Here is a 14023-nt window from a genome sequence, read left to right as displayed (position 1 = left end):
CCGAAGGAGGACGCAAGGCAAGCCGCATTTATTGAGGCGGCCGGAAATTTTTTAAAGCGGGATGCTGGCATACCAGTCCAGAACGATCTTGGTGTCCGCATCGGAAAGAGGCGCGTTCGGTGCCGGCGGCATCGTCTTGTTCATCAGATGGGTTTTATAGGCCGCGGCCTTGTCCGTAGCCACCGCCTGGGTATCGTAACCCGGATGGCAACTGATGCAATTATTCTTCAGGATCGGCGCGACCTTGGTCGTAAACTCCTGAGCGATCGCGGCCGCTTTTTCATCCGGCACGCTCAGCTTCAGGGCATCTTTTTCATAGAGCTTGCCCGCATTCAAAACAAAGGTGCGGCCCATGAAAGCCACTTCCTTCTCGCCCTGCGACAGCATCATCGCCACCTGACCCGGAGTTCCCGCCACGCCGGGATCCACTTTGAATTTGGCCACGCGCCAGTTCCATTGATTGTTTTCGCTGCGCTTCAAAAGAAGCAGCTGCTCGGCCGTCAGAAACCAGAAAAGGTCCTGGTTCTCCCCTTGTCCCGCAGCGGTCACGGCCACCGTCTGCCCGCTTTGCTTCGGCAAATCAAGGTTCAAAGAACGGACCTTGTCCCCTTCGCGAGTCAGGATATTGGCCTTGCCTTCCGCTCCCAGAATAATGCTGTTAGGGCCAACGAACAGGACCTTATGCTGAGGATCCTTCATCAGCTCGGGCGTGATATTCAAAAGGGTCACCTGCCCCAGGTCCTCCGCCTGCTTGGTGGCGGGAAAGGCGATGCTCATCGTGCCGAACAACCAGAAATGCTGGCCTTCCTGCACATACATGCGGGTGCCGCTGGGGGCCGTCACCGCACTCTGCATTTTGGTGAGAAGGCCCATCTTTTCCTCATCGAGCAGCCACGCGATATTGCTTTTGCTGTACAGCAAAGTTTTGGTGGGGCTGATTTTGCTGATCTGGCTGATCTCGTCCAAAAAGCCAGGCGGCATGGCCGTGACGTCGACTTCAGCCCCCACTTTGAGCGGCGGAAGATCGCTGCCACTGGTAATCACGGCATCGGTCCCCGGCTTCGGCATATCCTCGACCACGGCATCCCCTTCTCCAGGATTCTCCGCGATGCTTTTGCCGGCCAGGCCGCGTTGGTCTTCGGATCTCACCTTGGAGCATTGGATGCTCAGGATCGCGCATACGCTGAAGAGCAGTCGTGTCCGAATTCTCATCACCCTATCCCCCAAAAATGATAAGACGCTTTTATTTATTGAAAAGCTGTCAGCTGAACGACCTTCACACCCATCAGGCTGGTGCTGGTCGTTCCCACCTGCGTCATCCGCAGTTCAGCCTTGGTCACCAGTTTATCCACGCAGCTGGCGACCGTCAGGAGCTGAACGGATTTCGGCTTCGCAGTAATCTCCACGGTCTGGAATTCACCCTTGTTCGCCTCATCGCTGAAGCAGCGTATATCCACCTTGATGTCCTTGAATTCTTCCGGCGTTCCATCGACCTGGGTCCAGGTGAAACCCAGTTGCCGTAAGGGGCTTTTGACATCAAACGTGCCCATCTTCGTGAAATCGAATTCATTCAAGGTGTTGGTCAAATAAAGAGTCGCTCCGGTGAAATCCGTATACATATAAGGATCACCGCCGTTGCCGACCTTTTCCGCGATTTTCACCGCTTCGATACCGCCTGTGGCATTGCCGGGAACTTTGAGTTTGATCAGGTAGACGTCACCGATTCCGCGCACCATGCCCACCATGCTGCCATCACCCAGCGCGCTCAAGGGCCCGACCTGGGCGCCTATGCTTTCCATCATGTTGTAGGTGGCAAAGCCCTTGCACTCGGGCGTCTTATAAAGGCAGTCATGCGGATAGACATTCAAGTTGGTGCCCGCGGAACCCCAGACCATGGACTGCCTTGGTTCGAACGCCATCGTGTAGTAGCCATCACCGTTGAAGACGTTACCCAGGCGATCACCGGCCATCGCATAGCTGCCGTTGCCGTTGGAATTCACGCCGACTGTGATCGCAGGGATATTGGTGGACACAAAGGCTTTGTTGGGAGCCTTGCTCAGATCGAGCGGCGTCATCGTCTTCAGATCCAGACCGATGGTCGCGCCGCGCACGAACTGTCCGTAATAATGAAGGCGCGTCTGGTCGATGAAGCAGCTATAGCCCCACTGCACGGTCGCCGAGGCTTTGACAGGCGCTGTCACCGTCGCGAACTTCGGCGCATAGGGTGGCTTGTCATCCTGTTCGATCTCAACGAAATTGCCGACTCCATAGCCGATGCCTATATAGCGTTTGCCGTTTTTGCGATAGCTCACGATGCAGCTTCGCTCCGCGGCGCCGACACCGGCCAGCTGAAAGTAATTGCCCTTGGCGGGGGCTTTATCGATCGCGCCTTCGGGCACGGCATCATTCAGGAAATAAAGATGTCCACCGTTCTTGGCGAGCATCACCGCGCCGCCTTCCAGCACATAAGTCCGGGTTCCACCGGCCGGCGTCACCTGGCTCCAGCTCTTCCGGCTTTTGACCACGCCTTTTTCCAGACGCAGATGCTGAACATCACCGGCAGCGGTCGCCACCCAAACATGATTCTCTTCATTGGGAACCAGCGGCTTCGTTTCAAATCCGCCTTTGAAAGCTGGCGTGATCACCATATCACTGATGTTTTCGGCCATGATGCTCGTATTCACAGTCGAGGCTGGCGTTGCGGGCAGCTCTTCAACCACGGGCGCAGTTTCCGGCTGCTTTTCCGGGGGCGTTTGGGTGATGGCCGTCCCACCGCGCAGGCCGCTTTTATTGCACGCGGCACTGCCGGTGACGAGCATGATGATGATGAACGTTGGCAGAATGTGCGACATTCCCTATCCCCTTTGGCCAAAAGCCTTTGTATGGTGCCTTAGTAAAGACCTATCGAAGCCGCAGCCACATTCTCGTTGAGCATGTAAACCGACCAGCTCGTCGCGCTGCGTTTTTCACCTTTGGCGTCAACGCCTTCGATGCTCACGATCCCATCAAGGTTCAGGCTGCCGTCACAGATCAAAGCCGATCCCATGAGGGAACCGTCGAGAGTGGCGATCGCCTGGTTGCTGCAGTCCGTCTCGCGATAAGCGTTGCTGAGCTGGTTCCAGGATTTGCTGTAGCGGACGCGACCCGACTTTTCATAGAAGTTCAGCGTCGTATCCCCCTTGTCGCCGGTCAGCATCCGCCCGCCCCACATGATGTTGAGCTTCAGCGGCACATTCTTCGGGGCGGTGGACGCAAGCTGCATGTCGATGGCAATCGGCTGAATGGATACGATTTCCCCCAGGCGCGGCGAGGTGTGGCGCGGTTCCCGCGAACACGCCGTCAGCATCAGCCCCATCCCGAGGCTGATCAGCCGCAAACCAAGGCCCGACATGACATGCATGGCATCCCCTTCCTTTATGAACTTTCATGGGATGCGTATCGGTATTCGAATCCCGCGAGCTGAGATTTTTTCTTACCCTGATCATCCCACGGTTTTTACTAGCACTTTTTTTGTAGTTTAAAAAAATTACGAGACATCATGAAGCGGCGATCACGGAGTTTTCTGTAGGAATTCGTTCATTTTCGGCAAATTCCGGTAAAGATTCAGTAAAGACTTCCGTTTTGTAGATCTATTAGTAGACTGCTTTCAGAATCACCAAACAACTTTCCAATAACGAGGAGAGGAGAAATCTCGTATGCGCATCATTTTGCCTTTTGTCATGTTCGGTCTTCTGGGAAGCATGCCCCTGCTGGCTTCGGACGAGTCCGAGTCGACTCAGCTTCGAGACATAGATGACTGGAATCGTGAGTTTTACATCTGCCAGGCCTTCAATGACGAGGGCTTTATCGTGGCGATGCAGATGGGCCGTGACGAGGCTCTGGCCCGGATAAAAACCTGGGAAATCTGCGGGCGCAATAAGCTCGACTGCTATCAGGTTCAATGCTACGAACAGTTCTGATTTCTGATCCGGCGACCGGGGCTCTCGGCCTTCGGTCGCTCTTCATGCACATTAGTTCGCCTGTAGGATCACACCGACAGCCTGGATCTTCTGCTCTTCAGCATAATGTAGCCGCCAGCCAGAATGCCTGAAACTATCATGGCTTTCCGTATGAAGCCCTGACGGTTGTATTTCCATTCCGCCTTCCAGCCCATCTCGGCCAGGATATTGGGGATGTGCCCCGCTTTCAGATCGTCGATGATGCCTTCCACCACGTCGATGCGATCAGCGAGCAGGATAGGCAGCCAGCGTTCCAGGCGACCTTCGCCATATGTATAGGCGAATTCCTTGATACGTCCGCTCAGGCCCCTGGGAGGCACCGTCGTCCCGAACACGGGCGGCATGCGGGGATGCTCGATGGATTTTAAAATTTTGACGGAGCCTGGCTGCAGCTCGGGTATATCCCAATGCGCACCCGTGCCGCCCTCGGGTGTTTTCTCCATGGGGACGGCAGGGCGTCGCGCCGGATCAAGGTCCGCGCCCCAGCCTGGAATTTCCGTGTTTTCTATCTGCATCATGGGAATATCCTTTCAAAATGCACCACGGGGTGGAATCAGAACCGTCTTGATACAATTGTCGAGCTTGCTTGAGAACATATGATACGCGTCAGACACTTCTTCAAGCGGCACGCGATGGGTGATGATCGCTTTAGGATCCAGACGCCCGGCCTGAATATGCTCCATGAGCCGCGGCAGATGGCGTTTGACGCTGGCCTGGTTCATCCGCAGGGTTAAACCCTTGTTGATCGCATTGCCGATCGGCACAGCATTGAAGGTGGGGCCGTAGACGCCGACGATCGAAATATTGCCGCCTTTGCGGACGGAGTTGATGGCCCAGAAAATCGCCGTGGCAGCTCCGGCCTGCAGCTTCAATTTCACCCCTGTCAGCCGCTGCAGGGCACTGCCTCCAGCTTCGGCGCCGACTGCGTCTATGCACACATCCGGCCCGAGCCAGTCGGTGATTTTTTTCAGATGCACGACCATGTCGTCCACCTCCTTGAAATTCACCGTTTCGCAGGGCGCATACTTCCGCACGAATTCCAGGCGATAATCCACATGATCGACAACGATCACGCGGCCGGCTCCGAATAGCCAGGCGCAGCGTGCCGCAAAAATCCCCACCGGGCCAGCTCCGAACACGACCACGGTGTCGCCTTCCCTGATATCACCCATCTCGGCAGCCTGGTAACCCGTCGGCAGCGCATCGGTGCACATAAGCGCATCCTCTTCATCGACATCATCCTCAATCTTCAAAGGCCCGATATCCGCGAAGGGTACTCGCACATACTCCGCTTGGCCTCCATCATAACCACCGGCTGTATGCGAATAGCCGAAGATGGCACCGACGGCGGTGGCTTCGGGGTTTGAGTTGTGGCAGTTCCCATAAAGCTCTTTCGAGCAAAAATAGCAGGAGCCGCAGGCGATGTTGAATGGCACCAGGACATGATCGCCTACTTTCAGGTTCTGGACGGATGTCCCGACATCCTCGACCACGCCGGTGAACTCGTGGCCAAAAGTTGATCCCACGCGGGTATCCGGAATCAAGCCGTGATAAAGATGGAGATCCGAACCACAGATGGCGGAACGGGTCACGCGCACGATGGCATCATTAGGATGTTCAATGTCAGGTTCCGCCTTCTGATCCGCGCGCACACGATAGGGTCCGCGGTAGGTCATTGCTAGCATAATCACCTCCAAGGTTGAGCCAACGGAAGCGTAAGTAGCAAAAGCGAGGCCATGCCGATGGGTGATCCAACCCGTCAAACAGCGACTTGTTCCGCGCGTGCGGGGCCGCTAGACTTCCTTCGTGAAACGGAGGATGGGATCCATGATATTCAGACAGCTTTTCGATCGTGAAACGTCAACCTACACTTATCTCCTGGCGGATGAACTGACCCGGGACGCCGTGCTGATCGATCCTGTGAAGGAGCAGCTTGAGCGTGATCTGCGCCTGCTCGATGAACTCGATCTGAAACTTAAATACGTGCTCGATACGCATGTGCATGCGGACCATATCACAGGGGCCGGTTATCTGCGCGCGCGAACCAATTGCCAAACGGCCCTGGCTCAGGTGAACGCGACGCGATGCGCGGACCTTCAGCTCACGGAACGCGATACCCTCTTCGTCGGCGGGCTTGAAATCAAGGTCCTGGAAACGCCGGGGCATACGAATGGCTGCCTCAGCTTCTGGGTCGGTGATCGCGTTTTCACAGGCGATGCACTTCTCATCCGGGGCTGTGGCCGCACGGATTTTCAGAACGGCAGCGCCGCGCAGCTCTATGATTCGGTCGCGCAAAAACTCTTCACGCTGCCGGAATCCACCTTGGTTTTTCCAGGTCACGACTATAAAGGCATGACCTCATCGACTATAGGCGAAGAGAAAAAATTCAATCCGCGTTTGACACAATCGCGCGAATCCTTCGTGCGATTCATGAGTGAATTGAAGCTCGATTACCCGCGAAAAATATTGGAAGCGGTGCCCGCGAATCTGCAATGCGGACTGCGCGGCAGCAGCATAGGCGGACATGAGGCGCATCAGGATGCGGCCTTGGATATTTAAGAGGACGCTGGCGAGCCTAAAAACCCCCACGGAAAGCCTGTCTCCCATTCCCTACAGGGCCTCGGAATGGGAGCTTTCGTCAAAAAAGGAATGATTTTTTGTGCCGGAATACTTACAAAGATCTATGTGTTATTCCGTTTTCCCGTTCACATTAACCGACTCAGCCCCGGCGAGCGTTCGGTTCTGTCTCGCGAAGGAGACTGATTATGGAAAAAATTTTTTATGCATGGCTGCTTATCGTGGCGAGTGCCGCCTCGTTTTCAGGCATGCGTCAGGCCACTTATGTTTGGGATGATCGTCGCGCCTTGGGCCTTGTCGATAGCACCGATCAACCCGCCGACACTCCGGTCGGGGAAAGGCTTCGCGAAGGCTGGCGCATCCATCAGGGTGAGGTCTGGCAGCCGGTGACACGCACCGTCTGGACCATCGTCGAGCTGGCTTCACCAGGTCAAAAGCCAACAGCCTCAGTCCTGCATTGGCTGAGCTTCGGTTTGCATGTGGCCAATAGTATCCTGGTCATGCTGATCCTGACCCTCGCGCTTCAAAGCAGCGGAGCCGCCTTTGTGGGAGCCCTGCTCTTCGCGCTGCATCCCTTGCAGGTGGAGCCGGTCGCCTATATTGCCGCCACGCCCTACGTGTTGGGCGCCTTCTTTGCTCTTCTGGCTCTCTGGCAATATCTCGTCTTTGGTGAGGTGCGCAGCAGTGATTCCCGCAGCAAGGGCAGTCGTCCCCTGCAGCTTGCAACATTCAGCTTTATCCTGGCTTTGCTGACGACACCCGCGATGGCGGTGACCCCTTTGATCGCGCTGCTTTTGCTGAATATTCTGCCCAAGCGCAGTTCCTTCGCCGCCTCGCGCGTTCCGGTCTGGCCTCTCTTTTTCTGGGCGTTTCTGGCTATTTTTCCTGTGATTTGGGCCATTCGTGCTGACCCCACGCATGTTCTCGCTGAGCAAACACCCTTCTGGTATCGTCCGTTTGTCGCGGGTGATGCCCTGATGTTTTACATCATGAAGCTTCTGGCTCCGGTCATGCTCGGCCCTGACTATGGCCGCTCACCGGCCTTCGTCATGAGTCACTGGTGGGGCTATCTCACATGGCTGCTGCCGCTGATCATCCTCGTCTTCATCGGCTACAGTCGTGGCCAGCTGCAAAGAATTTTCCTGGCTGGCTTTGGAATTTTCGTGACTGCGCTTTTGCCTTATCTCGGTCTTGTGCTCTTCTCGAAGCAGGCCACCTCCACCGTGGCCGACTCCTTTGCGTATATTGCGATGCTCGGTCCGGCCCTTGGCATTGCAGGTGCCGTGGCCCTGGGACGCCGCGCCTGGCTTCCTGCAGTCTTTGCCGTGGCCATTGCCAGTTTTGGATATCTGACCTGGCGGAATGTTCAGCATTGGCAGAATGATAAGGCGCTTTGGGAACATGCGATCGTGATCAATCCCAACAGTCCTGTCGTGCATGCGACGCTCGGTGATACCTATCGACGCGAGGGGCAGTGGGAGAAGGCCAAGTTTCATTACGAGCAGGTACTCACCGTCAATCAGATCGATGCGGATATTCACTTCTATTTAGGTGAAATTGAACAGAAGCATGGGTCACCGGCCAAGGCCGCTGCGCTTTTTGAAAAGACTCTGGAGCTGAATCCCAACTTCACGGAAGCCCACAATCGTCTCGGCCTCGCCTATTATGATCAGGGTGATTTCGATAAGGCGCTGCTGCACTTTCAAAAAGCCGTGAATATCGCCCCGGAAAACAGCACCAATCTTCGCTATCTCGGCATGCTGTATGCGCGGCGTGAGCAGTATGATCAGGCCATTCCTTATCTGCAAAAAGCCCTCTCGCTGGCTGGCGGAAATCAAACAGCCGAGCAGGCTCATTCCCATGCCCTGATTGGATTGGCCCTGTCTCGCACCGGCAAGGCGCAGGAAGCGCAGACCCATCTGGAAGCGGCTGTGAAGCTTAATCCTTCGGATCACACGGCCCATCGCACGCTCGGTGATATTTACTATGAGCAGGGAGCGTTTGCCCAGGCCCGTCCTCACTATGAAAAAGCCGTGAAGGCCAATCCGAAGGATCCCGAGCTGAACCGTAATCTCGGCAATGTCCTCTTTCATGCCAAGGAATACGATCAGGCCGTGACCTACTTCAACAAGGCTTTGGAAATCAAACCGGACTGGCCGGAAGTTCTGACCAGCCTCGGTACCTCCTACTTTCATCTCAAACGTCCCGGCGAGGCGGCCACGACCCTCAAACGCAGTCTGGCTTTGAACCCCAATCAGGCGGATCCGCATCAGGTGCTGGGCGACATCGCGCGCTGGCAGGGAAAAAATTCCGAGGCCAACGGGGAATATTATCTGGCGCTTAAAATCAGTCCCGACCATCCCGAGGCTCATTATCGTCTGGGCAATTGGTTTTTGAAAAAAGAAAGACGGGCGGAAGCCATCCATCATTATAAAATAGCCCTGCGTGGCTCGCCCAATGAACCGCGCTACCTTTCGCAGATGCGTCGGGCAGAGCGGAACGGAGAGTCCACAGCGGCCGGTTCCGCCGACGCAACAATGTAAAAGCCAGGGCTTTCCTAACGGGGTGCCGTTTCCAAAACGGCACCCTAAGCCATCGAATATCCTCACGAATTTAGAAATTCAGAATAACTAACAGTCCCGGTCCGAAGGATCCTGGGCGGAGTTCAGAAACTCTGCACCCTGGAGGATTTTGCATGCTCAAGTTAGTCAGTTCTTCGTGGAAGGTGCTACTGCCTTTGCAGTTGGCTGCATGTGGAAGCGATACGCCTTCGTTTCAGGAACGGCCCCAGGCTCTGATCAAAGTCGCTGTGAATAAAGCGGACGATCCCAGCCAGATGTCGGGTGAAAGTTTTGATATCGACACTCTCGACGCCGATGATGATACATTCGGTAGCGCCGATGCCACGGCTGATGAAGGCCCTGGTGCAAATCCCAATGAAAACAGTTTCGCCAAACCCGTTTCATCTCGCGATAGTACAGCCTTGCCCGGCCGCCCTGCAGAATCCAACCGCGGTCCCATCGAGGATGCCGCTGCAGGAGGAGGAGGCAGTTCCCATGCCACGCCTTCGATGCCTATCCCCGATACCAAAGCCGTGGCCAAGGCCTGTGCTCCCGCGATGAAAAATCTGGGTAAGCCCATGACCGTCGTCACAGTTCAGGATACCGATACTGCCATCACGATCAGCCCCAACAGCGTGGTCGCACTGAAAATCGTGGGCGACCGCACCAAAGTCGTTTTGGATCTTGATGCCACGACCCCGCTGCTCGGCCTCTGCTTTTTCCTGGCCGGACATGAAACTGAACTCCAGTTCACCACCGCATCTGCGGTGCAATCGCTGGCTTTGATTGAAGCCGGTGATCAGGCCCGGGCCCAGGTTACGCTGACAGGCGGCAGCAGTGAAAGTCTGTCGGTGGATTTGCGGGGTCACAATCCGTCGCTGGCCATTCAGGGTGTGAACGCGGAGCTTTGCGCTGCGGCTGAACCCCGGAAAGCCAACGTCACCTTTCAGTGCCGGCCCTGAATTTCGACCCAGCAAGGTCGCCTCACCTGAGGCGGCCTTTTCATTTTTAAAGAGAGATTTCCACAGACTTGATTTCCGCGCCGGAGCGTCCGGAATCCGTGGCTTCATAGACGCGTTCCAGGTAAACTTCGCAGGACTTCAGAGCAGAATTTTTCTGATTCGCGCTCAGAACCGCCGATGCCTTGTAGGTGCCCGCACCATCCAAACGATTGTCCCGCGTCTCGTCCGGTAGCATGGGATGCACGATGGCACCATTGGCCAGCTTGCAGGTCGTCTCGGCATAAATGGACTTCAGATAGCTCGCTTCGTTCACCAAAAAATCATCGGTGGTCAGCGCCAGCTTGAATTCCACATCGAGTTGAGTCGCAGTCAGGGTCGGTGTGGAGACTTCCAGCGAGAAATCGAATATCCTGTCAGTCGAGAATACGTCTTCAGACTTCGCATAAACCGTGTCGACTTCCTCATTGCCATCATAGACTGCATGTATGGTCAGCTGATCTTCAGTCGCCGTGATCTCATAATCCGCCTTCTGATCATCATTCACATCCACAGTGCCCTTGCTGCCGTCAAAGTCCTTCAGCCCTATGGTGAAAGGACTGCCGAACACGAGATGCTCCTGCGCCGTATCGCAGTTGGCATTGAAAAAGACCAGGCCCCACATCACAAAATAATCCCGGCTGATGGAGTACCAGTTTTTCCGATAGGTGGAGGTCAGAACATTATCCAATTCGCATTCGCTTTCCGCATAGAGTCTATCCTTATTCAGCTCGATGCCCGTCCCATCGGGAAGCTTCACCTGCACAATGTTCTCCGTCTTCTCTTCTTTTTTCTCGCCGCAACCTATACTCAAAGCCGCGAAGACCAAACCCAAAGACCATACTTTCATGAAGAAATCCTTTGATAAAGATAGACCCTTTAGAGATTCGGTCATTGGTTCCCGCTCCTTGACCTTTTTCCGTCACCGTGAACCAGGCGCTTCGTCTTTCGCAAGCGTCCTCGCTGCATGGCTCGCCCAGTCGGACCCAGGTGAAGGGCAAAGCGGAGCGCATAGCCCTTTACGAAGTCTATGATCACAATCCGATAATCGTCAGGAATTTGAAACGAACCCATCAGGCCCTTTGGGAGAATTCCATCAAGGCCTATCACGAGGAACGCTGGAATGAAGTACCTGCAGCGCTGCCACGAGGGTCTGCTGGGCGTGATTTATGCCGCTTGAGGCTGGCTTAATATTTCGGCCCAAGTAGCCGATGCCGAAGCATGTTCATCAAGCGTTTTAAAAAATTATCCCCTGCCGCCCGCATCGGCGTCCTGATGTCCCTGATGGGGATTCCCGGATGGCTGCTTGCAGTCACCGCTATCCTGCTCTTCGAACGCATCTTTGGGCATCCGAGCGAGCTGGATCCCTTTCGCTTCGTTGTGGTGCCCACGGTCCTTACGGTGATCGGTTTTCTCACCACATTCTTTCAGGTCAATAAATTCCTGAAGATCCCCCCATCCCGCCTGACCATGATCCTGACGGCGATGCATGGCATCTGGGCCGAATATGTGGGCCTTCAGATTCACGAGTCCTATAACGGCTACCTGATACTTTTCCTGTTCTCGTTCGGTCTGCTTTTTCTGAAGGTCTCGCTGGGATTTTTGCACACCGTGCTCTTTTCCCTCGCGAACGTCGTCCTCGCCCTGGTTTTGATCTATAGCCTGAAGATCCCCTGGGGCACCGATGAGCAGCTCTTCATCTTCTTCTTCGGCTTTTACGGTTTCAGCTCGGCGCTCTTGAATGAAGTGAGTCGACGCAATTACTTTCAGCTGAAGCTGGAGCAAAAGAAAACTTCGCACAGTTTCAAACAGCTCGACAAGGTCTTCTATCCCCATCAGCTGCGCATGATGGAGCAGGGCATCGAACTGGAAAAAACCATGCCCTGCGGTTCGGGCAAGGGCTGCGCGATCTTCTTCGACATCATCGCCAGCTCCAAGGTCGAGCATGAAAGGGCCCAGGCCCTTTTTCGCGAAACCTTCGGCCGCTGCAGCGAACTGATGATGGATCACTACAATCCCGAGCGGATGGAATGCAACGCCTTCCGCATCAATGAAATGGGCGATGGCTTTCTCTGCTCGATCGGTTACCCGTTCCTGGCTCCCGGCGGGCGTGCCAATGCCGAGGTGGCTCTGGAGCTGGCCTATCGCTTTGTCGAGATTTTTGAAGAGAACGTCCGCACCCTGGACTACACCAATCCCATCTACTGTTCGATTGGGATCGCGTCGGGTGAGCTGGAAAGCTTCTATACGACCTATCGTCCCATCGAATATCACATGTACGGCCGGGCCGTGATCCTGGCAACGCGTTATGAAGAGCTGCGAAAAATCCTGGCCCAGACCATGGATATCCAAGGCTCGATGATTATCCTCCAGAGCCAGGTCTTCCGCAGCCTTCCTGCGACCCATCGGAAGGATTTCACGGAACTCGATCTGAGCGCTCAGAGTCTGAATGTTCGGGACGATCCTTCCGCGACAAGGCTTTACTACAGCATCGGCAACCGGCTGGACGCGAAAAGCCTGCGCCGCGCTTCCTGATCGTCCTAGCCTTTGACGCAAACCACCTGCCGCAGCTCCTCGACGACTTCGACCAGATCGCTCTGATTCTGCATGACCTCATCAATATTCTTATAGGCCGCCGGTATCTCGTCCAAAACGCCAGCATCCTTCCGGCATTCAATACCCTGCGTCTGGCGCTTCAGATCAGCTTCCGTATAAAGATCCTTGGCCTTGGTTCGCGAAAGACGCCGACCGGCGCCATGCGAACAGGAGCAGAAGGATTCCGCTTCCCCGCGACCCTTCACGATAAAGGATCTGGCCCCCATGGACCCAGGGATGATCCCCAGGTCGTTGGCAAAGGCCCGCACGGCCCCTTTCCGGGTCACCCACACGTCTTCACCAAAATGCTGCTCGCGGGCCACATAATTATGATGGCAGTCGATGAATTCGATCGACTCCGCCTTCAGCCGTGAACCCTTGCCATCGCGCAGGTCAAAGATCTCGATCAGCTCATTTAAAACCAGGCGGCCCATCGAGCGACGGTTCAGGTAGGCAAATTCCTGGGCCCAGAGCATGTCGCGGATATAGTGATCGAATTCCCGGCTGCCTTCCAAAAAATAGGCGAGGTCCGGGTTCGGCAGATCAATGAAGGCTTTTTTCATCAGACCCTTGGCCAGATTAATATGATGCTGCGCGATCATATTGCCGACGCCGCGTGATCCCGAATGCAGAAGGAGCCAGACCTCATTCTGTTTGGACACGCAAACCTCGATAAAATGATTCCCGCCGCCGAGCGTGCCCATCTGTGTGCTCACCTTGTCGAGTCCACCCAGATGCCGATCGTTGCCGACAAAGGAGCGCGCGCGATCCAGGACCTCCTGCTTGCCGTTCAAACACGACTCGGTTTCCTCGCGCTGCAGCATGCGCATGCCCGCGTTGCCTTTATGAACGGACTGCCCCACTGGGACGACCTTTTCAATAGCCCGCCGCACCTTGGGCAATCGTCCTTCCAGCTGCTCCGGCCTGAGTCCAGGAATTTTATAGGCGGACATTCCGCAGCCCAGATCCACACCGACCGTCGCGGGCGTGATCGCGCCCTTGGTCGCCAGCACCGAGCCGATGGTCGATCCTTTGCCCGCATGAACATCCGGCATCACCGCCACATGCTTAAAGATAAAAGGCAGCGTTCCCAAGGTCCGCAGCTGATCCAGGGCGCTGTCATCAATGTCGTCGGTCCACACCTTGGCCACAGCCGCCAACGGGCGTCCGTCCGCACCTTTATTTATAATCTGCTTGATAGGCATTATGAACTCCTGAAAGGCCGCGTGGCGGCACCATGCCACGCATTTTCCATGACGGTACGGATAAACTCATCATCCAGCTCTTCGCCGGT

Annotated in this window: 12 protein-coding genes; 5 read left to right on the top strand and 7 right to left on the bottom strand. The window is 55.4% G+C overall.

Translation table 11 applies throughout. The features are described from left to right. Positions 1-51: 51 nt before the first annotated feature. The 3 genes from VFO10_RS23005 to VFO10_RS22995 are packed head-to-tail and all read right to left on the bottom strand — an operon-like array spanning position 52 to position 3400. Positions 52-1212, bottom strand: coding sequence for a hypothetical protein (locus tag VFO10_RS23005; RefSeq protein ID WP_325144336.1), 1161 nt, complete (start codon positions 1210-1212; stop codon positions 52-54). Positions 1213-1247: 35 nt separating this feature from the next. Next, on the bottom strand, positions 1248-2852 hold the full coding sequence (locus tag VFO10_RS23000) for a hypothetical protein (protein WP_325144335.1): 1605 nt from the start codon (positions 2850-2852) through the stop codon (positions 1248-1250). 38 nt (positions 2853-2890) lie between these two features. Continuing rightward, positions 2891-3400, bottom strand: a complete 510-nt coding sequence (locus tag VFO10_RS22995) for a hypothetical protein (protein WP_325144334.1) — start codon at positions 3398-3400, stop codon at positions 2891-2893. Positions 3401-3695: 295 nt separating this feature from the next. Here VFO10_RS22995 and VFO10_RS22990 point away from each other — a divergent pair, with 295 nt between their 5' ends. After that, positions 3696-3959, top strand: coding sequence for a hypothetical protein (locus VFO10_RS22990; protein WP_325144333.1), 264 nt, complete (start codon positions 3696-3698; stop codon positions 3957-3959). A 68-nt stretch (positions 3960-4027) separates the two neighbouring features. On the opposite strand, the gene VFO10_RS22985 is transcribed toward VFO10_RS22990, so the two are convergent. Together VFO10_RS22985 and VFO10_RS22980 are read right to left on the bottom strand one after the other, a co-directional pair. Beyond that, positions 4028-4516 carry a hypothetical protein gene (locus tag VFO10_RS22985; RefSeq protein WP_325144332.1) on the bottom strand — a complete coding sequence of 163 codons (489 nt, stop codon included), beginning with the start codon at positions 4514-4516 and terminating at the stop codon, positions 4028-4030. 12 nt (positions 4517-4528) lie between these two features. Next, positions 4529-5683, bottom strand: coding sequence for a zinc-dependent alcohol dehydrogenase (locus tag VFO10_RS22980; RefSeq protein ID WP_325144331.1), 1155 nt, complete (start codon positions 5681-5683; stop codon positions 4529-4531). A 142-nt stretch (positions 5684-5825) separates the two neighbouring features. Between VFO10_RS22980 and VFO10_RS22975 the strand changes: the two genes are divergently transcribed. The 3 genes from VFO10_RS22975 to VFO10_RS22965 all read left to right on the top strand — a co-directional run bounded on the left by VFO10_RS22975 (position 5826) and on the right by VFO10_RS22965 (position 10098). Continuing rightward, positions 5826-6557, top strand: a complete 732-nt coding sequence (locus VFO10_RS22975; RefSeq protein WP_325144330.1) for an MBL fold metallo-hydrolase — start codon at positions 5826-5828, stop codon at positions 6555-6557. A 206-nt stretch (positions 6558-6763) separates the two neighbouring features. Beyond that, complete coding sequence (locus VFO10_RS22970; protein WP_325144329.1) at positions 6764-9118, top strand: tetratricopeptide repeat protein; 2355 nt, start codon at positions 6764-6766, stop codon at positions 9116-9118. 152 nt (positions 9119-9270) lie between these two features. After that, positions 9271-10098 carry a hypothetical protein gene (locus tag VFO10_RS22965; protein WP_325144328.1) on the top strand — a complete coding sequence of 276 codons (828 nt, stop codon included), beginning with the start codon at positions 9271-9273 and terminating at the stop codon, positions 10096-10098. A gap of 46 nt (positions 10099-10144) precedes the next feature. Here the strand turns inward: VFO10_RS22965 and VFO10_RS22960 are convergent, their stop codons facing one another. Beyond that, positions 10145-10984 (bottom strand): hypothetical protein, encoded by an 840-nt coding sequence (locus VFO10_RS22960; RefSeq protein WP_325144327.1) that lies wholly within the window; start codon positions 10982-10984, stop codon positions 10145-10147. A 371-nt stretch (positions 10985-11355) separates the two neighbouring features. Here VFO10_RS22960 and VFO10_RS22955 point away from each other — a divergent pair, with 371 nt between their 5' ends. Further along, positions 11356-12669, top strand: a complete 1314-nt coding sequence (locus tag VFO10_RS22955) for an adenylate/guanylate cyclase domain-containing protein (RefSeq protein ID WP_325144326.1) — start codon at positions 11356-11358, stop codon at positions 12667-12669. Between the two features lie 5 nt (positions 12670-12674). On the opposite strand, the gene VFO10_RS22950 is transcribed toward VFO10_RS22955, so the two are convergent. Beyond that, the gene (locus tag VFO10_RS22950) at positions 12675-13934 is read right to left on the bottom strand and encodes an RtcB family protein (protein ID WP_325144325.1); all 1260 of its coding nucleotides are present in this window, start codon (positions 13932-13934) and stop codon (positions 12675-12677) included. Positions 13935-14023 lie beyond the last annotated feature (89 nt).

This window comes from Oligoflexus sp. (assembly GCF_035712445.1).
Lineage (GTDB): Bacteria > Bdellovibrionota_B > Oligoflexia > Oligoflexales > Oligoflexaceae > Oligoflexus.
The sequence above is the reverse complement of the archived record's forward strand: the minus strand, read 5'-3'. Positions and strand labels throughout refer to the sequence as shown.